The sequence below is a fragment of the Streptomyces altiplanensis genome, assembly GCF_053591575.1.
This window is the reverse complement of the sequence record NZ_JBSFUB010000002.1, coordinates 139,249-162,656: the sequence shown is the minus strand read 5'-3', so window position 1 is coordinate 162,656 and position 23,408 is coordinate 139,249. Positions and strand designations below refer to the sequence as shown.

At 71.8% G+C, this 23,408-nt stretch carries 19 protein-coding genes, 2 tRNA genes, 3 pseudogenes and 1 riboswitch; of the genes and pseudogenes, 11 read left to right on the top strand and 13 right to left on the bottom strand.

The genetic code is table 11. The annotated features are described in order from the left end of the window. Nucleotide 1 precedes the first annotated feature (1 nt). Together ACWD0Y_RS01630 and ACWD0Y_RS01625 are read right to left on the bottom strand one after the other, a co-directional pair. Nucleotides 2-514 (bottom strand): heme-degrading domain-containing protein, encoded by a 513-nt coding sequence (locus ACWD0Y_RS01630; protein WP_450258465.1) that lies wholly within the window; start codon nt 512-514, stop codon nt 2-4. After that, on the bottom strand, nt 511-1,608 hold the full coding sequence (locus ACWD0Y_RS01625) for a Gfo/Idh/MocA family oxidoreductase (RefSeq protein WP_450258464.1): 1,098 nt from the start codon (nt 1,606-1,608) through the stop codon (nt 511-513). Before ACWD0Y_RS01625 ends, ACWD0Y_RS01630 begins: the two co-directional genes overlap by 4 nt. 56 nt (nt 1,609-1,664) lie before the next feature. On the opposite strand from ACWD0Y_RS01625, the gene ACWD0Y_RS01620 reads away from it, so the two are divergent. From ACWD0Y_RS01620 to ACWD0Y_RS01595, 6 genes and pseudogenes are all read left to right on the top strand, one after another. Continuing rightward, nucleotides 1,665-2,810 (top strand): ROK family transcriptional regulator, encoded by a 1,146-nt coding sequence (locus ACWD0Y_RS01620; RefSeq protein WP_450258463.1) that lies wholly within the window; start codon nt 1,665-1,667, stop codon nt 2,808-2,810. Nucleotides 2,811-2,977: 167 nt separating this feature from the next. Further along, nucleotides 2,978-3,916, top strand: coding sequence for a hypothetical protein (locus tag ACWD0Y_RS01615; protein WP_450258462.1), 939 nt, complete (start codon nt 2,978-2,980; stop codon nt 3,914-3,916). After that, nucleotides 3,894-4,786 (top strand): annotated as a pseudogene (locus ACWD0Y_RS01610) (hypothetical protein); the annotation flags it as partial. The gene ACWD0Y_RS01615 and the pseudogene ACWD0Y_RS01610, both read left to right, overlap by 23 nt. 73 nt (nt 4,787-4,859) lie before the next feature. Next, on the top strand, nt 4,860-5,639 hold the full coding sequence (locus ACWD0Y_RS01605; protein WP_450258461.1) for an HAD-IIA family hydrolase: 780 nt from the start codon (nt 4,860-4,862) through the stop codon (nt 5,637-5,639). Nucleotides 5,640-6,437: 798 nt separating this feature from the next. Further along, nucleotides 6,438-6,617, top strand: a pseudogene (locus ACWD0Y_RS01600) (hypothetical protein); the annotation flags it as partial. A gap of 1 nt (nt 6,618) precedes the next feature. Continuing rightward, nucleotides 6,619-7,296, top strand: a complete 678-nt coding sequence (locus tag ACWD0Y_RS01595) for a class F sortase (protein ID WP_450258460.1) — start codon at nt 6,619-6,621, stop codon at nt 7,294-7,296. Here ACWD0Y_RS01595 and ACWD0Y_RS01590 read toward each other — a convergent pair. Together ACWD0Y_RS01590 and ACWD0Y_RS01585 are read right to left on the bottom strand one after the other, a co-directional pair. Beyond that, nucleotides 7,260-8,066, bottom strand: coding sequence for a CbtA family protein (locus ACWD0Y_RS01590; protein WP_450258459.1), 807 nt, complete (start codon nt 8,064-8,066; stop codon nt 7,260-7,262). The genes ACWD0Y_RS01595 and ACWD0Y_RS01590 overlap by 37 nt on opposite strands. 17 nt (nt 8,067-8,083) lie before the next feature. Further along, nucleotides 8,084-8,302 (bottom strand): CbtB domain-containing protein, encoded by a 219-nt coding sequence (locus ACWD0Y_RS01585; protein WP_450258458.1) that lies wholly within the window; start codon nt 8,300-8,302, stop codon nt 8,084-8,086. 34 nt (nt 8,303-8,336) lie between these two features. Beyond that, nucleotides 8,337-8,516: riboswitch (cobalamin riboswitch) on the bottom strand. 156 nt (nt 8,517-8,672) lie between these two features. Between ACWD0Y_RS01585 and ACWD0Y_RS01580 the strand changes: the two genes are divergently transcribed. Continuing rightward, nucleotides 8,673-9,707 carry a glycoside hydrolase family 6 protein gene (locus ACWD0Y_RS01580; protein ID WP_450258457.1) on the top strand — a complete coding sequence of 345 codons (1,035 nt, stop codon included), beginning with the start codon at nt 8,673-8,675 and terminating at the stop codon, nt 9,705-9,707. 87 nt (nt 9,708-9,794) lie between these two features. Here ACWD0Y_RS01580 and ACWD0Y_RS01575 read toward each other — a convergent pair whose 3' ends face one another. The 3 genes from ACWD0Y_RS01575 to ACWD0Y_RS01565 form a co-directional block, all read right to left on the bottom strand. Next, the gene (locus ACWD0Y_RS01575; protein WP_450258456.1) at nt 9,795-11,729 is read right to left on the bottom strand and encodes a galactose oxidase-like domain-containing protein; all 1,935 of its coding nucleotides are present in this window, start codon (nt 11,727-11,729) and stop codon (nt 9,795-9,797) included. Beyond that, on the bottom strand, nt 11,726-13,657 hold the full coding sequence (locus ACWD0Y_RS01570; protein WP_450258455.1) for a glycosyltransferase family 2 protein: 1,932 nt from the start codon (nt 13,655-13,657) through the stop codon (nt 11,726-11,728). Before ACWD0Y_RS01570 ends, ACWD0Y_RS01575 begins: the two co-directional genes overlap by 4 nt. Before the next feature lie 430 nt (nt 13,658-14,087). Beyond that, nucleotides 14,088-14,161 (bottom strand) — tRNA-Lys (locus ACWD0Y_RS01565). Nucleotides 14,162-14,329: 168 nt separating this feature from the next. On the opposite strand from ACWD0Y_RS01565, the gene ACWD0Y_RS01560 reads away from it, so the two are divergent. The 4 genes and pseudogenes from ACWD0Y_RS01560 (at nt 14,330) to ACWD0Y_RS01545 (ending at nt 19,111) form a co-directional block, all read left to right on the top strand. Continuing rightward, the gene (locus ACWD0Y_RS01560; protein ID WP_450258454.1) at nt 14,330-15,661 is read left to right on the top strand and encodes a peptidoglycan-binding protein; all 1,332 of its coding nucleotides are present in this window, start codon (nt 14,330-14,332) and stop codon (nt 15,659-15,661) included. A gap of 8 nt (nt 15,662-15,669) precedes the next feature. Continuing rightward, nucleotides 15,670-16,998: pseudogene (locus tag ACWD0Y_RS01555) on the top strand (SPFH domain-containing protein); the annotation flags it as partial. A gap of 121 nt (nt 16,999-17,119) precedes the next feature. Beyond that, nucleotides 17,120-17,710 carry a lytic polysaccharide monooxygenase auxiliary activity family 9 protein gene (locus tag ACWD0Y_RS01550; RefSeq protein ID WP_450258453.1) on the top strand — a complete coding sequence of 197 codons (591 nt, stop codon included), beginning with the start codon at nt 17,120-17,122 and terminating at the stop codon, nt 17,708-17,710. Nucleotides 17,711-17,842: 132 nt separating this feature from the next. Then, on the top strand, nt 17,843-19,111 hold the full coding sequence (locus ACWD0Y_RS01545) for a sensor histidine kinase (RefSeq protein WP_450258452.1): 1,269 nt from the start codon (nt 17,843-17,845) through the stop codon (nt 19,109-19,111). 151 nt (nt 19,112-19,262) lie between these two features. Here the strand turns inward: ACWD0Y_RS01545 and ACWD0Y_RS01540 are convergent. The 6 genes from ACWD0Y_RS01540 to ehuB form a co-directional block, all read right to left on the bottom strand. Continuing rightward, a tRNA-Lys gene (locus ACWD0Y_RS01540) sits at nt 19,263-19,336 on the bottom strand. Nucleotides 19,337-19,412: 76 nt separating this feature from the next. Beyond that, the gene (locus ACWD0Y_RS01535) at nt 19,413-20,171 is read right to left on the bottom strand and encodes an IclR family transcriptional regulator (RefSeq protein ID WP_450258451.1); all 759 of its coding nucleotides are present in this window, start codon (nt 20,169-20,171) and stop codon (nt 19,413-19,415) included. A gap of 167 nt (nt 20,172-20,338) precedes the next feature. Further along, on the bottom strand, nt 20,339-21,094 hold the full coding sequence (gene ehuA, locus ACWD0Y_RS01530) for an ectoine/hydroxyectoine ABC transporter ATP-binding protein EhuA (protein WP_450258450.1): 756 nt from the start codon (nt 21,092-21,094) through the stop codon (nt 20,339-20,341). Further along, on the bottom strand, nt 21,084-21,734 hold the full coding sequence (ehuD, locus tag ACWD0Y_RS01525; RefSeq protein WP_093800713.1) for an ectoine/hydroxyectoine ABC transporter permease subunit EhuD: 651 nt from the start codon (nt 21,732-21,734) through the stop codon (nt 21,084-21,086). The genes ehuA and ehuD overlap by 11 nt, the downstream gene beginning before the upstream one ends. Further along, entirely contained in the window at nt 21,731-22,405 is a 675-nt protein-coding gene (ehuC, locus tag ACWD0Y_RS01520) for an ectoine/hydroxyectoine ABC transporter permease subunit EhuC (protein ID WP_450258449.1), read from the bottom strand. The genes ehuD and ehuC overlap by 4 nt, the downstream gene beginning before the upstream one ends. Then, nucleotides 22,402-23,304: an ectoine/hydroxyectoine ABC transporter substrate-binding protein EhuB gene (gene ehuB, locus ACWD0Y_RS01515; protein ID WP_450258448.1), complete on the bottom strand. Its 903-nt coding sequence runs from the start codon at nt 23,302-23,304 to the stop codon at nt 22,402-22,404. Before ehuB ends, ehuC begins: the two co-directional genes overlap by 4 nt. Nucleotides 23,305-23,408 lie beyond the last annotated feature (104 nt).

Below are 23,408 nucleotides of genomic sequence, written 5' to 3'. Positions count from 1 at the left end.
CTCAGCCCTTGAAGCGGGTCAGAGCCTCCACCACCATCGCGTGGTCCTCCGCCTGCGGGAGGCCGGAGACCGTGACCGTGCCGATCACGCCCGCGCCCTCCACCGCGACCGGAAACGCGCCGCCATGTGCGGCGTACACGTCCGGGTCCAGGCGCGAGGAGTCCTCGAAGGTCGTGCCCTTCGCGCGAAAGCGCGTGCCGACCAGGTACGAGCTCTCCGCGTACCGCTCCACGACGCGTCGCTTGCGGTCGATCCACGCGTCGTTGTCCGCGCTCGACCCCGGCAGCGCGCAGTGGAAGAGCTGCTGCGCGCCGCGCCGGATGTCGATCGCCACCGGGGCGTCGCGCTCGCGGGCCAACTCGACCAGGAGGCCGCCGAGCGCCCAGGCGTCCTCGTGGGTGAAGCGGGGGAGGACCAGGCGGCGTTCCTGGGCGGTCAGTTCGGCGATCAGCTCGGTGGCCCGTTCGGCGGCCGTGGGGCTTGTGGGGCTCGCGGGGTTGTTCGTCGTGCTCATGCGGGGATCTCCACGGTCACGCCCTCGCGGGCCGAGCGGCGCGCCGCCTCCAGTACGTCGAGTGCCGCGGCCGCCTGCGCCGCGGTGACCGGGGGCGCGGTCCGCGCGCGCACGGCGGTGGCGACGGCCGCGTAGTACGCCGGATAGTCGCCCGGCCGCGTCGGGACCGGGCTGCCGCCGCCCGTCGCCGGGGACTCGCCGGCGCCGATGCGGCCCCAGGCCGCCTCCGGCTCCTCGCCCCAGTTGCCGTCCGCCGCAGGCCGCCTGCCCTCGCGCAGTGCGGTCTCCTGCGGGTCCAGGCCGTACTTCACATAGCCCGCGCGCGAGCCGAGCACGCGAAAGCGCGGGCCGAGCTGGGCGGTGGTGGCGCTCACGTAGAGGTGCGAGCGGACGCCGTTCGCGTGCGTGATCGCGATGAACGTGTCGTCGTCGGCCTCGGCGCCGGGGCGGCGTACGTCGGACTCGGCGTACACCCGGACCGCCGGGCCGAAGAGCACCAGCGCCTGGTCGACGACGTGGCTGCCCAGGTCGTACAGCAGCCCGCCGATCTCCGCCGGGTCGCCCGACTCGCGCCAGCCGCCCTTGAGCTGCGGGCGCCACCGCTCGAAGCGGGACTCGAAGCGCTGTACGTCGCCGAGCTCGCCGGAGGCGATCAGCTGCTGGAGGGTGAGGAAGTCGTTGTCCCAGCGGCGGTTCTGGAAGACGGAGAGCAGCAGGCCGCGTTCCTCGGCGAGAGCGGCCAGTTCGCGCGCCTCGGCGGCGGTGCCGGCGACCGGCTTGTCCACGACGACCGGCAGGCCCGCCTTGAGGGCGGCGGTCGCGAGCGGGACGTGGGTCTTGTTGGGGGACGCGACCACGATCAGGTCGAGCTTGTCCGCGCGCGTCCACAGTTCGTCCGACGAGGCCGCGACGCGGACGTCGGGGAACTCGGCGCGGGCCTGTTCCCGCCGCTCCGGGTTGGAGGTGACGACCGTGTCGAGGACGAGGTCGTCGGTGGCGGCGATGAGCGGGGCGTGGAAGACGGAACCCGCGAGGCCGTAGCCCACGAGTCCGACGCGCAGGGGCGCGTGGGTGTCGGTACCGGTGCCAGTCATGGCATCCACTTAAACAACGCTGTTGCCAAAGTGCAAGCGCGGTGGACAATGGGCTCGTGAACAGGAGCAATACGGGCGCGAACCTGCCGGCGCTGCGCAGCCACAACGCGGCGCTGATCCTCGATCTGCTGCGCACGGCGGGCGAGGCGGGCATCAGCCGCCTGGAGCTCGCCGAGCGCACCGGGCTCACGCCGCAGGCCGTCAGCAAGATCACCGCGCGGCTGCGGGCGGAGGGGCTCGCGGCGGAGGCCGGCCGGCGCGCGTCGACGGGCGGCAAGCCGCGGACGGTGCTGCGGCTGGTACCGGACGCGGGGTACGCGGTCGGGCTGCACCTCGACCGCGACGAGCTGACGGCGGTCCTGGTGGACCTGGCGGGTGCGACGGTCTCGGTGCGGAGAGCGCCGCTGGACTTCGGGGCGGGGGCGCAGGCGGTGATCGAGGCGGCGTCCCGCGAGATCGACGCCCTGGTCCTTCCCCCGCCCCGGGCGCTCCCTCTCGCCCCCCGGGGGCTGCTCGGGGTCGGGGTCGCCGTGCCGGGGCCGCTCGATCACGGCCGGGGGGTGCTGCACCGCGTCACCGGGTTTCCGCAGTGGGACGGCTTCGCCCTGCGGGACGTGCTGGGCGAGCGGCTCGGGCTGCCTGTCGTGGTGGACAAGGACACCAACGCCGCCGCTCTCGGTCTCGCCCTCCGGGCCCGGCCCGCCGGCGGGTCCTTCGCGTACCTCCACCTCGGTACGGGGCTCGGCGCCGGGCTGGTGCTCGGCGGGGCGCTCTACCGCGGGGCGCGCACCGGAGCGGGCGAGTTCGGGCACCAGACGCTCCAGCTGGACGGCGTCCGCTGCTCCTGCGGCGGTCGCGGCTGCATCGAAGCGCTCTGCCTCGCCGCCGTCGCCCGCGGCGACCTCGCGGAGGCCGCACGGGTCCTGGGGACCGGTGCGGCCAACCTCGTCGGGCTGCTCGACATCGACCGGGTGCTGCTCGGGGGGCGGGTCGTCGCCGCGCAGGAGGACGTGTTCGTACGGGGCGTGGGGGCGGTGCTCGCCGGACTCGCCCGGCGCGAGGGCAGCGGACCCGCCGTGCCGGTCGCCGCGGCGGTGGGCGACGGGCGCGCCGTCGCCGACGGGGCCGCGCAGCTCGTTCTCGCCCCGGTCTTCGGTCATGCGAACGTCGCGTTCCCGGGCGCCGGGGGCGCGGGGGAGTAACAGGGAGGGAGCGCGGCGAGCGGCCGGCGGCTGGCCCGTCGGAGGGATTTCATTCAGTCGTACAAGCGCACCGGGGTGTGGCGTCCGAGGCCCGCCGCGCACGCATGGCAGGGTCACGGACCATGACCGGGCGATCCCGACCTGCGAAGGCTTGGCTTCTCATCCTCATGCGACTGCGCGGTGTTCTCGCCCTCGGAGCCGCAGTAGCCGCGGCAGCCACTGTGGCTTCTCCCGCGGCCGTCACCGCCCATGCCGACGACGACGCGGCGGACGACGCCGCGCCCCTGGGCGCCGTCGCGGGCCGGCAGCCCTCCTGCGGTGACCCCGTCTCCCCCGACTTCCCCCTCACCACCCGCCTGCGCGGCGGCCCCGGCACCTACAGGGCGGGCGGCGCGGCGGGCGAGTGGCTCCTGGAGCTCACCAACACCACCGGGCGGAGCTGCCGCAACATCCACCCGGTCGTCGTCCTCACCGACAGGGACCGGAAGCTCGACGCCGGGCAAGTGGAGCTGGAGTTCGACGACGGCGCGGGGCGGTGGATCGACGTCCCCTTCGACACCACCGACGAGGACGAGCACATCGGCGTCTTCGACGGCGGCTTCCCGGGCTTCACCGTCGCCGCCGACCGTACCGTCGCCGTGAAGGTGCGGCTCGCCTTCGACTCCGGCACGGCTCCCACCGAAGCCGTCGCCAGCGCCGCCGTCGTCCAGCGGCAGCCCGACGACGGCGAGTGGGTCGGCGAGTCGAACGACTACCGCTTCGCCATTGTCGAGGCGAAGGCGAAGTCGAAGGCGGATGCGGATACGGATGCCGACACGGATACGGACACGGATGCCGACACGGATACGGACACGGATACGGACACGGGCACGGACTCGGATCCGGAAACCGGCACCCCCGTCGCCCCGGAGCCGGACGCCCCCACCAGCGCCCCCGACGGCGATCGCCTCGGCGACCACCCGAGGGGCGGTCTCCGCGAACCTCCCGCCCTCGCCCGGACCGGCCAGGACCACCTGCCCGCGCTCGGGGCCGCCGCCGGCGCCTGCGTCCTCGGCGGCGCGGTTCTCGTGGTGGTGGCCCGGCGCCTCCGCGCGCCCCGGCGCTGAACCGGCCGTCCCCGCCACCGCCGCTGCCGCTGCCGCGCCCACCCTCCCCAACGGCACCAGCCCCGACAAGGTGCTCGTCATCGGCATGGACGGCCTGCGCCACGACCGGATCGACGCCGCCAGGGCCCCGCACCTCAAGTCCCTGATGGCGAACGGCACGTACGGCACGTCGCTCCTGTACGCCGGCCCGATGGCCGCCACCTCCTCGGGCCCCGGCATCGCGGCCGGCGCGCGGCGCGTCGACACCCGTCTCGTCGACGTCGCCGCCACCGTCTTCAAGCAGCTCGGCATCATCGCCGACCCCTCCTGGGGCCCGGACGGCAAGCCGGTCCAGGAGCGTTCGGCCGACCCCTTCGACGCCCTGCGCCCCTCGCTCTCCGGACGGGTCGACGAGACCGGCATCCCGGCCGGAGTCCTCGGTTTCACGCACACCGCGCCCAGCGGCTGGTCCGTCATCAACAACACGATGGGCACGGGCGGTGTGACGGAGTGGCGCGGCTGGTCCTTCGCCACCGACGAGTTCCGGAGCCGCACCCAGCGCGACCAGTCCCGCGAGCTCAACGTCCGCGCGCGGGGCGTCTTCGCGGTCGCCGACTCCGACGAGCGGGCGGACGAGACCAGGCCACCGTGAAGCTGGACTTCACCACCTTCTACCGCCAGGAGGGCGGCCAGAGCGCCCGGATCCTCGCCTCCTGGAACGGCGCGAACCCGGTCCCGGTCACCTCGTACACGGCGGACGTCGTCTCGCAGCCCCGGTCGCTGACCCTGAACGTCCCGTCCGGGGCCACCAGCGTCAGCTTCCGCTTCCACCGCACCGGCAGCAAGAACTGGTACTGGATGATCGACGGGGTCAAGATCACGGCTGTCTGATTAGGCTGGGGGCGCCCGGACGGTGTGGTCCGGGCGCCCCCAGCGTTTATTGCGTACGGCAGGAGTCCGGCACATGGCAGAGCGCAAGCCGATCGAATCATGGCTCACCGACATGGACGGCGTTCTCATCCACGAGGGCACGCCCATCCCCGGCGCGGATGCCTTCATCAAGCGGCTGCGCGAATCGGGCAGGCCGTTCCTGGTGCTCACGAACAACTCGATCTACACCGCCCGCGACCTGCACGCGCGCCTCTTCCGCATGGGCCTGGACGTGCCCGTGGAGAACATCTGGACCTCGGCGCTCGCCACCGCCCGCTTCCTCGACGACCAGCGGCCCGGCGGCACGGCGTACGTCATCGGCGAGGCGGGACTGACCACCGCGCTGCACGACATCGGTTACGTCCTGACCGACCACGACCCGGACTACGTCGTCCTGGGCGAGACCCGTACGTACAGTTTCGAGGCACTCACCAAGGCGATCCGGCTGATCAACGCCGGTGCGCGCTTCATCTGCACCAACCCCGACGAGACCGGCCCGAGCCGCGAGGGTCCGCTGCCCGCCACCGGAGCCGTCGCCGCGCTGATCACCAAGGCGACCGGCAAGGACCCGTACTTCGCGGGCAAGCCCAACCCGCTGATGATGCGGACCGGACTCAACGCGATCGGCGCGCACTCCGAGACCAGCGCGATGATCGGCGACCGGATGGACACGGACGTCCTGGCGGGGCTGGAAGCGGGCATGGAGACGTTTCTCGTACTGACCGGTCTGACGGGACCGGCGGACATCGACCGCTACCCGTTCCGGCCGTCGACGATCGTCGATTCGATCGCGGACCTCGTCGACCGCGTCTGACCCGGCCGGACGGCGTCTGACCCGGCCGCCCGCCCGGCCCGGCCGCCCCGCGGCGCGCTCCAGGGGCCCGTACGGCGCACTGGCGCGCCCCTGGAGATGCGGAAACGGCCCGTACCGGTGAATCTTCGTAATACCAGGAGGTTCACTATGCGCTCATTGCAGATTGCTCTGTGTGCCGGCGTGGCGGCCGCGGTGGTCGTCACGCCGGCGGCGACAGCCCACGCCGGCGACGGGGCCGAGGGCCGGATCGCCGTCACGCCGTCCACCATCACGCCGGGCGGGGAGGTGGATCTGCAGGTCGACGTGTGCAAGGGCGGGCAGGCCACCGGCACGTCCGACGCCTTCTCGACGGCCGTCCACTTCAGCCCGGCCGCGGACCGCGGTGCCCTCTTCACCGAGGCCCACATCCGGTCGGACGCCCAGCCCAAGGACTACGAGATCCGGGTGAAGTGCAAGGACGGCGGCCAGGCCACCGGGACCGTCACCGTCGTCCCTCAGGACAAACCCGACCGCCGCCCGGACCGCCGCCCGGACCAGGGTTCCGAGCAGCGTCCCGATCAGTACGCGGACCAGGGTTCCGAGCAGCGTCCCGACCGCCGTCCGGACCAGGGTTCCGAGCAGCGCCCGGATCAGTACGCGGACCAGGGTTCCGAGCAGCGCCCCGATCAGTACGCGGACCAGGGTTCCGAGCAGCGTCCCGATCACCGTCCGGACCAGGATTCCGGCCAGCGTCCCGACCACCGTCCGGACCAGGGCTCCGATCACCGTCCGGACCAGCGTCCCGACCACCGCCCGGACCATCACCCGACTCCTCACGCCCCCGTGCACGCGGGCGGCGGCGGTACGGCGCAGCTCGCCGCGGCCGAGGAGGACGGGCCCGGGACGCCGCACACCGTGATCGGCCTCGTGCTGGCGGGTGTGGCGGCCGTGGCCGTGGCGTACCGGAGTGCGCGCCGCCGTCGTACGGACACGGACTGACATGTCCGGCGAGGACAGGCCGTCCGGCGGCGGACGGCTGCTGACCGGTATCGCCTGGGCGGTGCTGCTGCTCGGACTGTCGCTGTGGGGCCGCCAGACGACCGACGGCCCCGGCGGCAGCTCGGCACCGACCACCGGAGACGTGGCCGCGGTCGGCCGTCCGCTGGGGGCGGTGCTGCCTCCGCCGCATCCCCCCGTCGAGGGCGTGGCGCCGCAGCGCGTCGAGGTGCCGTCCACAGGCGTCGCGGCACCCGTCGTGCCGCGCGGGCTCGACACGACGGGCGCCGTCGATCCGCCGCCGTACGACCAGCCGTCGAAGGTCGGCTGGTACGGGGACGGGACCAGGCCGGGCGAGGCGGGGGCCGCCCTGCTCGTCGGCCATGTCGACACCGAGAGCAGACCGGCCGTCTTCTACCACCTGAGCGCGACCCGCCCCGGCGCTGAGGTCCGGGTGACGGGGGCCGGCGGCGAGAGCCTGGAGTTCACCGTCGACGACGTCCAGGTCTTCACCCGCGAACGCTTCGACCCGCAGAAGGTGTACGGCCCCCGCCAGAGCGGCCGGGCGGAACTGCGCCTGATCACCTGCGGGGGCACGTACGACAAGAAGGCCCGCACCTACACGGCGAACGTCGTGGTGTCGGCCTACCTGACGGGCGCCTCCAGACCGTCCGGCGTCTGAGGAGCGGGACCCGGGGCCAAGCCCCGCGCGCGCCCCGCGGCCCGCAGTCCGAGCCCGCCGAACACCGCCGCGAACACCGCCCACAGCAGCGCGTGCGAGGCCAGCGACAGCATCCGGAAGTCCCACAGCAGCGTCGCCGCCACCGGCACCTCGTCCGGGTTGCCCGGCAGCGCGAAGAGCACCGCCAGCGTCGCCACCGCCGTCGCGGCCACCGCGACCTGGCGGACCGGGACCGGCCGGCCGGCGAGGCGTACGTACACCTGCCACGCCAGGACCATGCCGAGGACGCCGATCACGACGGCGGCCAGCCACAGGGCCTGGCGGTCGGCCACGGTGCCGGAGTCCCCGACACCCGGCGGGCTGGCGGGGTAGCGGAGCCCCGGCAGCAGCGAGACGGCCAGGAACGCGGCCGCGCCGAAGGCCAGGGCGCGGGGCCACGGCCGTTCACCGATCCCCGTACGGCGGTGCACCAGGGCGTACGCGAGGGCGGACAGGACGCCCAGCGCGAGACCCGCGACGACCGCCGTGACGACCAGGCCGGCGTGCTGGGTGGAGCGGGAGAAGAGTTCCTCGTGGTGCTGGACGGCCGTGGCGGCCGCCCCGTGCGCATGCTCCGCGGCGGCGGAACGTGCCTCTTCGAGGCGGATCGCGCGGTCCATCAGGGGCTCGGCGAGGAGCAGCGAGAAGAGGCCGGCGGCAAGGCCGGCCACCCCGCCCGCCGCCAGCCCGCGCCCGAGCAGGGGCAGTACGGGTGTGACAGGTGCGGACATGGTGCGTACGGCCCCGATCAGTGGCAGGGGGCACCGAAGAGGTGCCGGCCGTCGTGCGAGAACTCGTGCAGGTAGTCGCCGGTCGCGGAGACGACCGTGCCGTTGTCCATGAAGACCGCGTAGAGCGCGATCAGTGCGACGATCGCCGCGGCGGCCATGATCAGCCAGTCGCGGGTGCTGGTCGCGGCGGACGCGACCGCCGCGGTGTCGGTGTGCTGCGCGGTGTGCAGTGACATACCGGTGAGCCTCCTTCTGGGGTTTCCACGCCCCATGGCAGGAGAACGACGGGTCAGTTCCTGACTTCCGTACGAGGGCGCCCCGGCCGGGGCGCCCGGGCTCTCGTACGGTCACAGTGGCGGGACCGCCCCGGAATCGCACCGGGTTCCTGTCCACCGTCGTCTCGATGTGTGCAGTTGTCCCCCGGAGGGTTCCAGCCTGTCTGGACACTGTCAACAGGCCGCCGCGCGCGCCCGCCCCGCGCGCGCCCGCCCCGCCCCTGTCTCCCATGTCCCGTCACGGACCCGTGTGTCAGGATGGTTTCGACCGGATGTGTCCGGGAGGGGCCGGGGGGCTCTCATCTATGTCGGTGCGGTCAAGGGGGAGTGGATGTACGGCAGTTACAGCGGCCGTAGGCGCAGGGGTGTCCGGGTGGCCGGGGTGGGGGTCGTGGGGGCCGCGCTGCTGCTGACGGGCTGTTCCTCGTCCGACGGCGACGGGGGCGACGAGACGAAGCAGCCGTCGGTGAAGCAGCAGCCGAAGGGCAGCGACCCGTACTGGGTCAATCCGGAAGGGAAGGCCGCCCGGCAGGTCGCGGAGTACGCCGAGAAGGGCGACGACGAGAAGGCCGGGCTGATCAGGAGGATCGCCGAGCAGCCGGCCGCCGAGTGGATCCTCCCGGAGAACGCCGAGGCGCAGGCCAAGGGCTTCACCGAGGCGGCCGAGAAGGCCGACCGTGACGCGCTGCTCGTCCTCTACAACATCCCGCACCGCGACTGCGGACAGTTCTCGAAGGGCGGCGCGGCCGACGGTGACGCCTACCGCGCGTGGGTCGACGGGATCGCCAAGGGCATCGGCGAGCGCCCGGCCACTGTGATCCTGGAGCCGGACGCGCTGCTGCACCTGGTCGACGGCTGTACGCCGGAGGAGTTCCACGAGGAGCGGTACGACCTCCTCGAGGGCGCCGTCACGCGGCTCAAGCGGCAGCCGAAGGCCAAGGTGTACCTGGACGCGGGCAACGCGGGCTGGAAGTCGCCCGACGCGCTGTTCGAGCCGCTCCAGCGGGCGGGTATCGCGGAAGCCGACGGCTTCTCGGTGAACGTCTCCAACTTCCAGACCACCGAGGTGAGCAAGGACTTCGGCAAGAGGCTCTCGGCGAAGGTCGGCAACAAGCCCTTCGTGATCGACACCAGCCGCAACGGCAACGGCCCGTACACCGGGGGCGACCCCGCGGAGAACTGGTGCAACCCGCCGGGCCGCGCGCTCGGTGAGAAGCCGACCACCAAGACCGGCGACGACCTGGTCGACGCCTACCTGTGGATCAAGCGCCCCGGCGAGTCGGACGGCGACTGCAAGGGCGGCCCGAAGGCGGGCGAGTGGTACGAGGAGTACGCGCTCGAACTGGCCCGCAACGCGAAGACGTAACCACGGCTCACGCGCGGAGGGGGCCGCCCCGACGAGGCGGCCCCCTCCGCGCCGTTGCCACCTGCGCGCGCTCACGCCCGCGCCCAGCTACGGGACCTCGACCCAGACGCCCTCCGAGGGAGTGCCCTGGCCGTCCGTCACGAACAGCATGTAGTAGCCGGACGGGACCAGCGCCCGGTTCTTCGGCACGGTGACGGAGATGCCGTCCGCCGTCTTCTCCGTCTTCAGTGCGACCGTGCGCTGGTCGACGTCGGTGACATGGGTGACGGCGCTGGGCCGCATCAGCTTCGCGTCCCTGACGGACGCGGCGTGCGCCGACCTGAAGGCCGCCGTGGCGCCCCGCGCGATCTTCTTCGGTCCGCCGGTGAGCTTCGGCCGCGTGTCCCTGAAGAGGTACGGCGGCGTGTAGATCTCGATGCGCTGCTCGAAGGTGCCGGGCCTGGTGTTGGCCTTGTCGGCGTAGAGCGAGTCGGACCCGAAGATCATGACGCGTCCGTCGGGGAGCAGCAGCGACCCCGAGTGGTAGTTGCGGCCCACGGCCGGGTCGGCCACCCGGCGGTACGTGCCGGTCTCGGCGTCGTACAGCCGCGCCTGGAGGATGTCCGAGCCGCCGCGCCCGCGGTAGTCGTGGGAACCGCCGGTGATCAGGACGGTGTCGTCGGGCAACAGGGACGCGCTGGGGTAGCGGGTGCCCTGGTCGAGCGAGGCGCCGTCCCTGAAGCGGGGATTGGACTCCTTGAGGTCGACGAGGCGCGACTTCTCGCTGGACTTCTCCGACTCGCCGACGCCGCCGCCGCCGATGACCAGGTACTTCTCGTCCTGGGCGGGAGGCAGCCGCACGGTCGCGGAGGTCTCCATCAGGTGCGGGTCGCTCAGGCCGGGGATCTTCTTGAACGTGTTGGTCTCCAGATCCCAGATGCCGGGATCGCGGCCCTCGTCGGCGGGCCCGTACCCGGCGTTGGAGCCCGAGTAGAAGAGCCTGCCGTTGTTCGTCAGGAAGACCGCCGGGTACGTCGGGAACTTCCGGACGACTCCGGTGTACTTCCACTTCTTCGTGACCGGGTCGTAGATCTCGTCCTTGCCGGGGACGATCTGGCCGATCTCGTCCAGGCCGGACAGGGACAGGACCTTCCCGTCCTCCAGCGTGGTCAGCGTCGGGTACCAGCGGGCCTCGTTCATCGGGTCGACGGTGATGTACCTCTCCGCCACCGGATCGAACTCGTAGGCATCCTTGATGCCCTGGAAGTCCTTCTTGTCGAGGGCGAGTTTCTGCGCGATGCCGTACACGTTCCTGGTGTCGGTGCCCGACAGGCCGTGGATCCGGTAGTTGTCCTCCGTGCCGGACTCGTACTTCTTGCCGGACGCCTCGGCCTCGACGTAGATCCGGCCGAGCCCCGCCTCGGTGCGCAGGAACCGGCCGGTCTTCTTGTCGAAGACCTTCTTGGCCTTCTCCACGAGGACGGGGTCCTTGGAGACGTACGTCCTGCCGTTCTTCTTACCGGTGAAGATCGTGCCCGCGGGCAGCGTCTTGGGGGCGTCCGGGTCCTCGTTGTGGACGATCATCAGGCCGCCGGCCCTGGTGACGTCACCTTCGAGCTTCTCGTACCGCTTGGTGCCGCCCGCCACGAGCAGCTTCCCGTCGGGCAGCTGGGTGTGCCCGGCGCAGAACATGTCCTTGGGCGTGGGGATCATCCTGTACGTGCCGGCCTTCGGGTCCCACAGCACCGACTCGAACTTCTCGGCGTCGAAGTTCTTCTGGCTGTTGCCCGAGCCCGCGATCAGCAGCACCTTGCCGGTGTGCAGCAGGGCGGCGTGGATCGTGTTGATCCGGAACTCGGACGGGACGTCCAGGAAGTCCCAGTGGCCGTTGGCGGCCTTGTACTCGGGCCGGTTGATCTTGTAGTCGTGGTACTGCTCCGAGCCGAAGCGGTAGAGCGCGGGCCCGTTCATCCCCGCCAGAGCCAGCACCGCCGCACCCGTTATCGCCAGACGGCGGGTGCGGCGGCTCGGACGGTAGCTCATTTCTTACGTCCCCCCAGAGCGGTCTGCATGGTCTGGTCGGCCGGGGCCCAGGTGGGCTTGGGCCGCGGCGCGTGGGTCTCGGCCGGGGGACCGGCCGGCGGTCCGGTCCGGTCCGGCGGCGCCCCGCGCCCGTTCCTCTTCTCCTGGCGCACGGTCCAGCGCCAGGCGAGGACCGGCGCCGCCGTGATCAGCAGGGCGAGTGCGGCCCAGGTGATCATCGCGGGGTGGTCGTGGCCGAAGAAGAAGGAGGAGACGAGGGAGCCGCCGAAGACCAGGAGGAAGAACAGGTGGATGCGGAAGGTGCCGAAGAGCGTGTCGGGGCTGGAGGAGTCGCCCTTGGGCGTCACCACGAAGCCGGACTTGCGGCGCAGCACGGCGTCCATCAGCGAGCGCGCGTAGATCGGCGCCGAGAGCGCGGACATCACCATGCCGGCCAGGCCGCCGGAGCCCTCGGGCTCGTGCGGCGAGACGTTGTGGCGGCGGTTCCAGATGTAGAGGCCGATCTGGAGCGCGGAGGCGTTGCCGTACAGCATCATCCAGATCGCCGGGTCGATCTGCACACCCGATGCGCCCATGCCCAGGAAGAGCGCGCAGCTGAGCGCCGCGAGGATCCAGTTCATGGCGGACATCGGGTAGAAGATGATCATCATCGTGTAGTTGAAGAGCTTGCCCGCGGGCAGTGTGCCGAAGCCCCGCCAGTACTGCTTGAGGATCGTCTCGTAGGTCCCGCGCGACCAGCGCAGCTGCTGCGTGAAGAAGTCGGTCCAGGCGGTCGGGCCCTCGCCGACGGCCAGCACGTCGGGCGTGTAGACGGACCGCCACTTCCTGCCGGTGGCCGGGTTCGTGGCGCGGTGGATCTCGAAACCGGTGGCCATGTCCTCGGTGATCGAGTCGTACAGGCCGCCGATCTGCTTCAGCGCCCCGATGCGCACGGCGTTGGAGGTGCCGACGAACATCGGGGCGCCGTAGCGGTTGCCCGCGCGCTGGATCAGGGCGTGGAACAGGAACTGCTGGGACTCCGCGGCCTTGGTGACGAAGGTGTCGTAATTGCCGTACACCTGCGGGCCGATGACGAAGCCGATGTCCGGGTCGCGGAAGTAGCCGAGCATCCGCTCCAGGTAGTTGGGGAGCGGGACGTGGTCGGTGTCGACGGAGGCGAAGAAGTCGTAGGCGTCGCCGTGCGCGTCGAGCCAGGCGTTGTAGTTGCCGTGCTTGGTCTTGGCGCGGTGCGGGCCCTTGGCCTGGTTCCACTTCGCGACGCCCTTGCGGGAGAAGTGGCGCACGCCGAGGCGCTCGCACACCTCCTTGACCGCCGGGTCGTCGCCCTCGTCCAGCAGCCAGACGTGCATCAGGCCGCGGTGGCGGATCCTGACCGCGGCCTCCAGCGTCTTCGTCACCATCTCCAGCGGCTCCTTGCCGGGCACGAAGGAGGTGAGGAAGGCGACCCGGGTGCCGGTCTCGGGCACCACGGGGACGGGGTCGCGGGCGACCAGCGTCGCGTGCGCGTTCGACAGGACGTTCATCGTGCGGAAGAGCTCGATCAGTCCGATCGAGACCAGCATGACGATGTCGAGGACCAGCAGCGTGTCGTTCTCGAGGTTCGGGTCGCGCTCGGTCCAGTGCGCCGGCTGCATCAGCCAGACGAACAGGCCCAGCGACAGCAGCGGCGCGGCGCACAGCAGCAGGGCGGCCCGCACGCGGTGCGTCTCCTGCGAGAGCAGCGAGCGGTACCGCACGGTGTACGGCCTGGCCGGGTCGGGCTGGGTCAGCGGCCCGGCGAGCCGGCTGTAGTGCTCGTAGTCGTATCGCGGCAGCGGTTTCCCGGTCCGCGGGCGGGACCCGCCGGGCCGCAGCTGCGGGGGTAACCGAAGCTGCGCCGTCCGGGAAGGGTCGTTGTTGTGCCGGGCGCCGGTCGGCGTCGACGTCATGAGTCATCCCCCCGCACGCATACTGGCTGCGTGTTTCGTCGGTCTCTTCGCCCGGAGCCGGTCCCCCGCCGGCCATCGCGCCGGACGCGCGAACGGTCTGCTGTCGTCCCTTCAGACAGGGGACGACGACTTCCCGGTTTCCTGATGGGCGCTCCGTAATGTGTTCGGAAACGGGCCCCCGCCCGTGTGCTCCGTCAGCTCCCCCCGGATGGCCGACTCCGCCCCAACTCGCCGGACGACCCGCCCCCTTGGGGCCGTCGGCTCCAGACAGAGTCCACGACCCCCTGTCTTGATCGCAAGGGTGTAAACGAGGCGTTTACCGGTCATACGCGGGCTTTGGGGGCCGCTCGGGACACGGGTTCGGCAAGGGAGAGATGTCCGGAAACCAACGAAGCCCCCTCACGGTGAGTGAGGGGGCTTCGACGTTGCGTGCGCCGCCAGGGACTCGAACCCCGGACCCGCTGATTAAGAGTCAGCTGCTCTAACCAACTGAGCTAGCGGCGCCTGCTGACTCGGAGAACTTTACCCGACCGGTGCGGATGCTCGGAACCGGCCACGCCAAGCGATGTCCGATTAGTAATAATTTGCACCGTCAATATGTATGATGTCCAGGTATTTGAAGCACTGTCATCTGTGTACACGCGTCACAGGAACCCACGGGAGGGGAACCGCATGACGATGCCGGTGTTCGAGGAGTACGAACCCGCGGCCGACTGCGGCTGCCCGGGCTGTGCCCGGCGGCGCCGGGCCGCCGCCCTCGGTCTGACGGTCGCGGCCGGCGGCCACCCGGCCGCCCACGGAGCCCGCCGCGCGCTGGTCCTCGCCACCGCGGCGGGCGTGGTGCTCGGCGGGGGGACCGGTGCGGCGGACGTCGCGGCCTCCGGGCACGCGCCCGCCAGGACGGGCGCCGACAGCGACCCCGAGTCCCCGCAGGGCGGGAGCGGCCCGTTGCACGGCGAGCGGCCGGGCGGGGCGCCCGGCCGGCCCGGACGTCCCGCGCAGGCCGTGAGCGCGTCCCCGGTCCAGGCCGTCGCGCCCGCCCCGCGCCGCACCACCAGGGCCGAGATCCTCGAACGCGCCCGGCGCTGGGTGGACGCCAAGGTCCCGTACAGCATGGAGAAGTACTGGTCGGACGGGTACCGGCAGGACTGCTCGGGCTACGTCTCGATGGCCTGGAACCTCGGCGGCAACGAATGGACGGGGAGCCTCGCCGAGTACGGCACGCGGATCACGCGGGAGCAGCTCGAACCCGGCGACATCCTGCTCTTCCACAATCCGGCCGATCCCGCCAAGGGCTCGCACGTCACGATCTTCGGCGGCTGGACCGAGGACTCCCGCACCCGCTACATGGCCTACGAGCTGGCCCGCCCGCACGCCCGCCACAAGGCCACCCCGTACGCCTACTGGAACAACTCGTCGCGCTACATCCCCTACCGCTACAAGGGCGTCACCGGCGGCGACAGCGGTGACGCTCCCACCGGGACGGCCTACCCCGGCGGGGAACTCTTCGGGCGCGGCGCGGACAACGCGTACGTCACCCAGCTGGGGCGGATGCTCGTCGGCCGGGGCGGCGGGCGGTTCTACAGCGAGGGCCCCGGGCCGCGCTGGAGCGAGGCCGACCGGCGCGCCACCCAGGCGTTCCAGCGGGCCCAGGGCTGGCGCGGGGCGGAGGCCGACGGGCTGCCGGGCCCGCACACCTGGCGGCTGCTGGTCCAGAACGCGGGCAAGGACATCCCGGGTGCGGGCAGCGGCGACGGGACGGGCGCCACGGCGTTCCCCGGACGGGAGTACTTCAGGCCCGGCCAGTCGAACGAGTACGTCGAGAAGCTCGGCCGGCAGCTGGTGGGCAAGGGCTACGGCAAGCACTACGCGTGGGGGCCGGGGCCGCGCTGGAGCGAGGCGGACCGGCGCAACGTCGAGGCGTTCCAGCGGGCCCAGGGCTGGCGCGGCGCGGCGGCCGACGGCTACCCCGGCCCGCGGACCTGGCGGCGGCTCTTCGCATGACGGAGGCAACGATGAGCACCACGGTTTCAGAGACATCAGGGACACCGGAGGCGTTCGAGCCGTCCGGGGCGGCCGGGAACTCCGGGGCGTCCGAGCCGTCCGGGATCTTCGGGGCCTCCGGGGCCTCCGGGGCCTCCGGGCCGGACGGCTTCGCACCGGCCGCTCCGAGGCGGCCGGACGCACCGGCCGCCCGGCGGGCCCCGGTCGTCAGGAACGAGTCCACCGCCGAGATCCCGGTGCACCTGCTGTTCCGCGACGACACCGGACCGGCCGCGCTGACGCTGCCGCCCGGCGCCACGGTGATCAGACGCAGGAGGGGCGCCGCGGAACGGCCGCGCGCCGAACGCCGGGCCGCGGCCCCGCGGCCGCCCGCGACCGCATCGCCCGCCTCCGCGCCGGTGCCCGGGCGGGTGCGGTCCCTCCGGCCCGCCACGCCCGCCGACCCCGGTCTGTCGGAGCGGCCCGGTCCCTCGCTGTCCGGCTGGAGCGCGGTCGTCGTGGGGACGGGCGCGCTCGCGGCGGGCGCGGCGGCGCTGTGGTGGAGGGGGGTGGTGCCCGTGCGGGCCGCCGAACTGCTCGGGCTGCCCCTTCGCCCGTACCACGGCATCGGGCTCGGGACCTGGGCGGCGCTGGCCGTGCTGGTGCTGGTCGTGCTGTTCGCGTTCGGCGGTCTGGGGCGCGGGCGGACCGGATACGCGTGGGTGCTCTCGCTGTTCGGCGACTACCGGGGGACGGTGCGGCGCAGCGGCCTGGTGTGGGTGAGCCCGCTGCTGCTGCGCCGCCGCATCGACGTACGGCTGCGGCACTGGCGCAGCGAGCCGATGGGCGCCGTGGACGCGAACGGGGTGGCGCTGCGGGTCGTGGTGCTCGTGGTGTGGCAGATCAGGGACACGGCGCGGGCGATGCTCGCGGCCGAGGACCACACGCGGTACCTGCGCGAGCAGGTCGAGGCGGCGATGGCGCGGGTGCTGTCCCAGCTGCCGGCCGACGCCTTCCACGACACCGCGCCGACGCTGCGCGACGCGGAGGCGGTCGGTGACGCGCTGACCCGGATGCTGGCGGCGGAGGCGGCGCCGGTGGGCATCGACGTCTTCTCGGCGCAGCCGACGCGGATCGAGTACGCGCCCGAGATCGCGGCGGTGATGCGGCGCAGGCAGGTCGCCGCGCTCGACGCGCGGCAACGGGACAGTGTGCTGTCGTCGGTGGTGGACGCGGTGGACGACACGGTGACGCGGCTGACCGCGCGCGGCCTCGTGGAGCTGGACGACTACGAGCGCAAGGCGCTCGTGAAGGATCTGACGGTGGCCTTCTGCACGGGGCGTGGGGAGGGTCTGTGAACGCGTTCGTTATTGGTCTGGACATGTTCATGACCCGTCAATACATTGGGACTTGGTCTAGACCGCACAACATGCGCGCGCGGCACAGCTCACAGAACTGCCCCCACGTTCAGGAGCCAGCATGCGAAACAAGATAGGTGCGGCCGTGGTCGGCCTCGCGGTAGCCGGTGTGTCCTTCCTCGCCACCGGCAGCGCGAGCAGTCACGGCTACACCGACTCACCCATCAGCCGGCAGAAACTCTGTGCCAACGGCACGGTGACCGGCTGCGGAAACATCCAGTGGGAACCGCAGAGCGTCGAAGGGCCGAAGGGATTCCCCGCCTCCGGCCCGGCCGACGGCAAGATCTGTTCCGGCGGCAACAGCCAGTTCGCCCAGCTCGACGACCCCCGTGGAGGAGCCTGGCCCGCCACCAAGCTGACCGCCGGTCAGGGCTACGGCTTCCGCTGGCAGTTCACCGCCCGGCACGCGACCAGCGACTTCAGGTACTACATCACCAAGAACGGCTGGGACTCCAGCAAGCCCCTCACCCGGGCGGCCCTCGAATCGCAGCCGTTCATGACGGTCCCGTACGGCGGTCAGCAGCCGCCCGCGACCCTGACCCACCAGGGCACGGTCCCGACCCAGAAGACCGGGCGGCACATCATCCTGGCCGTCTGGAACGTCGCGGACACGACCAACGCCTTCTACGCCTGCTCCGACGTCCAGTTCTGACCGTCGGTTCTGAAAGCAGGTTCTGACGGCCAGTTCTGACGGCCGGTCGTGAGGGGCGGGGCCCGCCCCGCCCCTCACGCACCCCGGGCCCGGACGGCGGCCGCCCGGACGCCTCCGCATACCGTTGCCGCCATGACGCGCGCCCGCACCCTCCGGCAAGCCCTGACCAGGGCCGACTACCTCCGCACCGGCTGGCCCTGGCGTGCGGTCGCGTACCTGGTGAGCGGCGCGCTCACCGGGGTGCCCGCCCTGCTCGCGCTGCTGCTTCTCGTGGTGTTCTCGTTCGGCCTGGTGGGACTGCCGCTGCTGCTGCTGGCCGGGGTGCCGCTCGCGGCCGCCGAGCGCCGCCGGCTCGCCCTCGTCGACACGGAGGCCGCCGACAACCCGCACCGCGCGCCCGCCGAACCCGGACTCGCGGCCTGGGCCAAGCTGCGCCTCACGGAGCAGGCGACCTGGCGCGAGCTGGCGTACGCCGTGCTCCACGCCTTCGTCCTGTGGCCGCTCGACCTGCTGGCCGTGACGGTCGGCGTCGGCCTGCCGGCGGGGCTGATGGCCGCCCCCGTGCAGCTCGCCGTCGACGGGGAGGAGGCACGGGTGGTCAAGGGGCCCCTGATCACCACCTATCCGGAGGCATTCGCGTCGGCGCTCCTCGGGCTCGTACTCCTCGCCGTACTCCTCTATCCCCTCGGGGCGGTCGCCGGCGCGCGCGCCCTGCTGACCCGGCTGGTGCTCGCGCCCCGCGAAGGCGAACTGCGCGACCGGCTGGTCGAGGTGACCCGCTCGCGGGCCCGGCTCGTCGACGCCTTCGAAGCCGAACGGCGGCGTATCGAAAGGGATCTGCACGACGGCGCCCAGCAGCGGCTCGTCGCCCTGGCCATGGCGCTCGGCCTGGCCCGGCTCGACGCACCGCCGGGCCCTCTCGCCGACCGGCTCGCCCGCGCCCACGAGGAGGCGGGCAACGTCCTCACCGAGCTGCGCGCGCTCATCCACGGCATCCACCCGCAGGTGCTCGCCGACTACGGCCTCGGGGAGGCCCTGGCCGACGCCGCCGACCGGTCGGTCGTTCCCGTGGACACCGACGTCGACCTGCCCCGGCTGCCCGCGTCCGTCGAGGCGGCCGGGTACTTCGCGGTCTGCGAGGGCCTCGCCAATGTCGCCAAGCACAGCGGCGCGGCCCGCGCGTCGGTCGTCGCCCGGCACGAGGGCGGTCTGCTCCGGATAGAGGTACGGGACGACGGCGCGGGCGGCGCGGACGCGTCCGCCGGCACCGGGCTGACCGGACTGGCCGACCGGATCGCCGTGTTCGACGGCACGCTGGCGGTCAGCAGTCCGCCGGGCGGGCCGACCGTGCTGCGGGTGCGGATCCCGTGCGAACCGGCCGCCGGCCGCAGGGAGCCCTGACCTCTCCACGCCCCGGTCTCTCCACACCCTGGCCCCGCACGTCCCGCTCCCCGGCCGGCGCGCCTTCGGGCGCGCCCTGCGCCGCGACGGCTGACGCCGAGGCGGCGGGACACGAAAAGACCCCCGCTTTCGCGAGGGTCTTTTCCGTCTGTGCGCCGCCAGGGACTCGAACCCCGGACCCGCTGATTAAGAGTCAGCTGCTCTAACCAACTGAGCTAGCGGCGCTTGACTCGTAAATAGTACCTGGTCCGCAGGGGTGCCGCGAACCACCCGGGACCGCCCCGGCCCGGGGTGGCCCCGGTCACAGCGCCAGCGACAGCACCACCGGCGCGGCCCTGCGGTTCAGGGTGTCCGCCGCCGAGCGCAGGCGGTGGGCGTGCTCCAGCGGCAGGGACAGGGCCAGGCAGCCCACCGAGGAGCCGGCCGTGAGCGGCACGGCCGCGCAGACCGTGCCCACCGCGTACTCCTGGAGGTCCAGGACCGGCACCGTGGGCGGCTGGCTGTCCAGCTGCGAGAAGAGGACCCGCTCACTGGTGATCGTCCTGGAGGTGAGCCGGGCGGTCTTGTGGCGGGAGACGTGGTCCCGGCGCCCGTTCTGGTCGAGCTGGGTCAGCAGGCACTTGCCGATCGCGCTCGCGTGGGCCGCGGACCTGAAGTCGAACCACTCGTTGACCTTGGGGGTGCGCGGCCCCTCGGCGACCTGCACGATCTTGATCTCGCCGTCGATGTAGCGGCTTATGTAGATCGCCGCGCCCACCGAGTCGCGCAGCTGGTCGAGGTGGTGCCGCAGCTTGGCCTGGAGCGCCTCGCGCCGGGTGGTCCCGGATCCGAGGAGCACGAGCGAGTCGCCGACGGCATAGGCGCCGTCCGCCACCTGTTCGACGTACCCCTCGCGGCGCAGCATCAGCAGCAGGGAGGCCAGGTGGGCGGTCGGAAGCCCGGTCTCGCGGGCGATCTGCACATCGGTCACACCGCTCCCGTGCCTGGAGATCGTCTCCAGTACACGCAGGGCGTACTGCACCGAGTGGAACGGTGCGGTCGGCTCCGGCTTCAGCGCCACGGTTTCCCCCTACCAGGTTGTGACCGCTTGCATCCGTTCCACGATAGCCGTCAAGAACCGTTTGCGGGGGAGGGGTTGACAAGACGGGTGGCGCGCACCAGGCCCGTAAGCTGGGACGCGCCACCATGGCATATGCCGGAGTCAAGGTTTTCGGACGGACCGCGAGGTCAGAGCACCGCGCCGAGGAATTCGCGCGTACGTTCGTGCTCCGGATCGCTGAAGATCTTCTCCGGGGGACCGGACTCGATCACCCGGCCCGCGTCGAACATCAGGACGTCGTCGGAGATGTCCCGCGCGAAGTTCATCTCGTGCGTGACGCAGAGCATGGTGATGTCGGTCGTACGGGCGATGTCGCGCAGTACGTCGAGCACGCCCGCCACCAGCTCCGGGTCGAGCGCCGACGTCACCTCGTCCAGCAGCAGCACCTGCGGGCGCATGGCGAGGGCGCGCGCGATGGCGACCCGCTGCTGCTGGCCGCCGGAGAGCTGGGCCGGCTTGGCGTCCTGCTTGTCACCGAGCCCGACCAGGTCGAGCAGGCCCTTGGCGCGCTCGGCGGCCTCGTCCTTCGACATGCCCAGGACCCGGACGGGGGCCTCGGTGACATTGCGCAGGACGTTCATGTTGGGGAAGAGGTTGAACTGCTGGAAGACCATGCCGATGTTCTTGCGCACCTCCCGGACCTCCTTCTCGCCCGCCGGGAAGAGCTGCCCGCCGTTCACCCGGATCACGCCCTCGTCGGGCTTCACCAGGGTCATCAGCAGCCGCAGGATCGTGGTCTTGCCGGAGCCGGAGGGGCCGATCAGGGTCACGTGCTTTCCGGACTGCACCGAGAAGCAGAGGTTGTCCAGGACGGTGTTGTCGCCGAACCGCTTGGTGACGTTGTCGAAGCGGATCAGCTCGTTGGGGATCGGGTCAGCGGACAAGACGGCGCTCCAGGGCTCGCATGAGAAGAGAAGCCGGGTAGGCGATGAGGATGAAGGCGACGCCGACGACGGTCAGCGGCTCGGCGTACTGGAAGGTCTGCGCGCCGGCCAGCCGCCACTGCTGGAGCATCTCCATGACGCCGATGGCGGCGAGCAGCGGGGTGTCCTTCAGCATGGAGATCACGTAGTTGCCGAGCGCGGGCACGATCCGGCGGATCGCCTGCGGCAGGATCACCGCGAACCAGGTGCGGGAGACCGGCAGACTCAGTGCCGTGGCCGCCTCCCACTGCCCGGCCGGTACGGCGTCGATGCCGGCCCGGTAGACCTGCGCGGTGTACGTCGAGTAGTGCAGCCCGATCGCGAGCGTGCCGGTGACCAGCGCCGAGGCCTGCACGCCCCACTCCGGCAGGACGAAGAAGAAAAAGAAGAGCTGCACCAGCAGCGGGGTGTTGCGGATGAACTCGGTGACGGTGTTCACCGGCCAGCGGACCCAGCGCGGCCCCCGGTAGCCGATCGCCCAGACCAGGCCGAGCGTGAACGAGATCAGCGAGCCGAACGCCAGGACCTGGAGCGTGACGAGCACGCCGTCCCGGAACGCCGGCATGAAGTCCGCGACCGCGGACCAGTCCCAGGTGTTCATCGCGCACCTCCGGCGGGGGCGGTGATGCCGATGCCGGCCTTGGCCCTGCGCTCCAGCACGCGCATGCCCCGGGTGAGGGCGAAGGCGAGCACGAAGTAGATCACCAGGGTCACCGAGTAGATCTCGGCGCTCTCCTGGGTGGCCAGGCGCACCAGATAGGCGGAGAACGACGTGTCGGCCACACCGAGCAGCGACACCAGCGCCGTGCCCTTGAGCAGCTCGATCAGCAGGTTGTTGAAGGGCGGGATCATCTCGGGCACCGCCTGCGGCAGCATGATCAGCCGCATCCGCTGCCAGGGGGTGAAGCTGAGCGCGATCCCCGCCTCGCGCTGGGCCGGGGTCACCGAGTTCAGCGCGCCGCGCACGACCTCGGCGCCGTACGCCCCGTACGAGAGTCCCAGCGCCAGGACGGCCGACCACATCGGGACGAGCGCCCAGCCGAAGAGGATCGGCATCACGAAGAACAGCCAGAACATCAGCACCAGCGCGGACGTGCCGCGGAAGACCTCGGTGTAGAAGCCCGCCAGGAAGCGGACGAAGCGCGAGTGGTGGGTGCGGGCCATGCCGATGCCGAACGCCACGACGGCGGCCAGGGCGGCGCTGTACACCGTGAGCTGGAGGGTGATCCAGATGCCAGGGATGACCCAGTTGGTCCACAGTCCGGCTGTCATGCGCACAGCTCCTCTGCGGTCATCGTGGTCATCTCCGACTCGGTGAAGCCGAACGGCCGCAGGATCCGGAAGAGCTCGCCGCTCTTCTTCATCCGGTGGATCTCCCCGTTGAAGGCGTCGCGGAGCCCGGTGTCGGTCGGCCGGAAGGCGAAGCCGCCGCCGTCGATCTTCTTCTTGCCGTCCACGACGGGCGCGAAGGGCTTCGTCGCCTCGGCCTTCGTGCTCTTCTTCACCACGTTCCGGCTGGTGAGGGCGGTGCCCGCGAAGACGTCGACGCGGCCGGACTCGACGGCGTTCAGGCCCGCGACCGGGTCCTGGAGGATGACGATCTCCTTGCGCGGGATGCCCGCCGCGACCGCGTAGTCGATCTCGGCGTAACCGGTGCCGGTGGCGAGTCTCGCCTTGGCCGCCACCACGTCCTCGTAGGAGCGGAGGTTCTTCGGGTTGCCCTTGCGGACGATGAAGGAGTCGAGCATCTGGTACTCGGGATCGGCGAAGACGACCTGTGCGCAGCGTTCCTTGTTGATGTACATCCCGGCGGAGACCACGTCGAACTGCTGCGAGTTGAGACCGGGTATCAGTGAGGAGAAGTCGGTCGGCGAGGGCTGCACGTCGGGCACACCGAGCCGCTTGAAGATCACCTTCGCCAGCTCCACCGCCTCGCCGGTGAACGCGCCCTGCTCGTCGATGTATCCGTACGGGGCCTCGCCCGCGATCCCGAGCCGGACGGTGCCCTGGGACCTGAGCCGGGCGAGCGTGTCGCCGGACGGGACCTTGCTGCACCCTGCCGCGCCGAGCGCCCCTGCGGCGCCCAGCGCGGCCGTGCCGAACAGGAGCGAACGCCTGCGTATCGAGGGTCTTGCCGTACTGCCTGAGTCTTTCCCCGGTGGTGAAGCCATGGGCGCGCGGCTACCCCACTCCAGACAAGGTATGCCGGTCAATTCCGGCCGCCGGCGCCCCTGGTGGGGCGGGGGCGCCCTTGACCCGCCGGGGACGAGGGGGT

What these genes read in the sequence shown, in the direction of transcription:
- ACWD0Y_RS01630 (WP_450258465.1), bottom strand. Translation starts at nt 514, where the DNA reads ATGAGCACGACGAACAACCCCGCGAGCCCCACAAGCCCCACGGCCGCC.
- ACWD0Y_RS01625 (WP_450258464.1), bottom strand. Translation starts at nt 1,608, where the DNA reads ATGACTGGCACCGGTACCGACACCCACGCGCCCCTGCGCGTCGGACTC.
- ACWD0Y_RS01615 (WP_450258462.1), top strand. Translation starts at nt 2,978, where the DNA reads ATGCGACTGCGCGGTGTTCTCGCCCTCGGAGCCGCAGTAGCCGCGGCA.
- ACWD0Y_RS01605 (WP_450258461.1), top strand. Translation starts at nt 4,860, where the DNA reads ATGGCAGAGCGCAAGCCGATCGAATCATGGCTCACCGACATGGACGGC.
- ACWD0Y_RS01595 (WP_450258460.1), top strand. Translation starts at nt 6,619, where the DNA reads ATGTCCGGCGAGGACAGGCCGTCCGGCGGCGGACGGCTGCTGACCGGT.
- ACWD0Y_RS01590 (WP_450258459.1), bottom strand. Translation starts at nt 8,066, where the DNA reads ATGTCCGCACCTGTCACACCCGTACTGCCCCTGCTCGGGCGCGGGCTG.
- ACWD0Y_RS01585 (WP_450258458.1), bottom strand. Translation starts at nt 8,302, where the DNA reads ATGTCACTGCACACCGCGCAGCACACCGACACCGCGGCGGTCGCGTCC.
- ACWD0Y_RS01580 (WP_450258457.1), top strand. Translation starts at nt 8,673, where the DNA reads ATGTACGGCAGTTACAGCGGCCGTAGGCGCAGGGGTGTCCGGGTGGCC.
- ACWD0Y_RS01575 (WP_450258456.1), bottom strand. Translation starts at nt 11,729, where the DNA reads ATGAGCTACCGTCCGAGCCGCCGCACCCGCCGTCTGGCGATAACGGGT.
- ACWD0Y_RS01570 (WP_450258455.1), bottom strand. Translation starts at nt 13,657, where the DNA reads ATGACGTCGACGCCGACCGGCGCCCGGCACAACAACGACCCTTCCCGG.
- ACWD0Y_RS01560 (WP_450258454.1), top strand. Translation starts at nt 14,330, where the DNA reads ATGACGATGCCGGTGTTCGAGGAGTACGAACCCGCGGCCGACTGCGGC.
- ACWD0Y_RS01550 (WP_450258453.1), top strand. Translation starts at nt 17,120, where the DNA reads ATGCGAAACAAGATAGGTGCGGCCGTGGTCGGCCTCGCGGTAGCCGGT.
- ACWD0Y_RS01545 (WP_450258452.1), top strand. Translation starts at nt 17,843, where the DNA reads ATGACGCGCGCCCGCACCCTCCGGCAAGCCCTGACCAGGGCCGACTAC.
- ehuD (WP_093800713.1), bottom strand. Translation starts at nt 21,734, where the DNA reads ATGAACACCTGGGACTGGTCCGCGGTCGCGGACTTCATGCCGGCGTTC.
- ehuC (WP_450258449.1), bottom strand. Translation starts at nt 22,405, where the DNA reads ATGACAGCCGGACTGTGGACCAACTGGGTCATCCCTGGCATCTGGATC.
- ehuB (WP_450258448.1), bottom strand. Translation starts at nt 23,304, where the DNA reads ATGGCTTCACCACCGGGGAAAGACTCAGGCAGTACGGCAAGACCCTCG.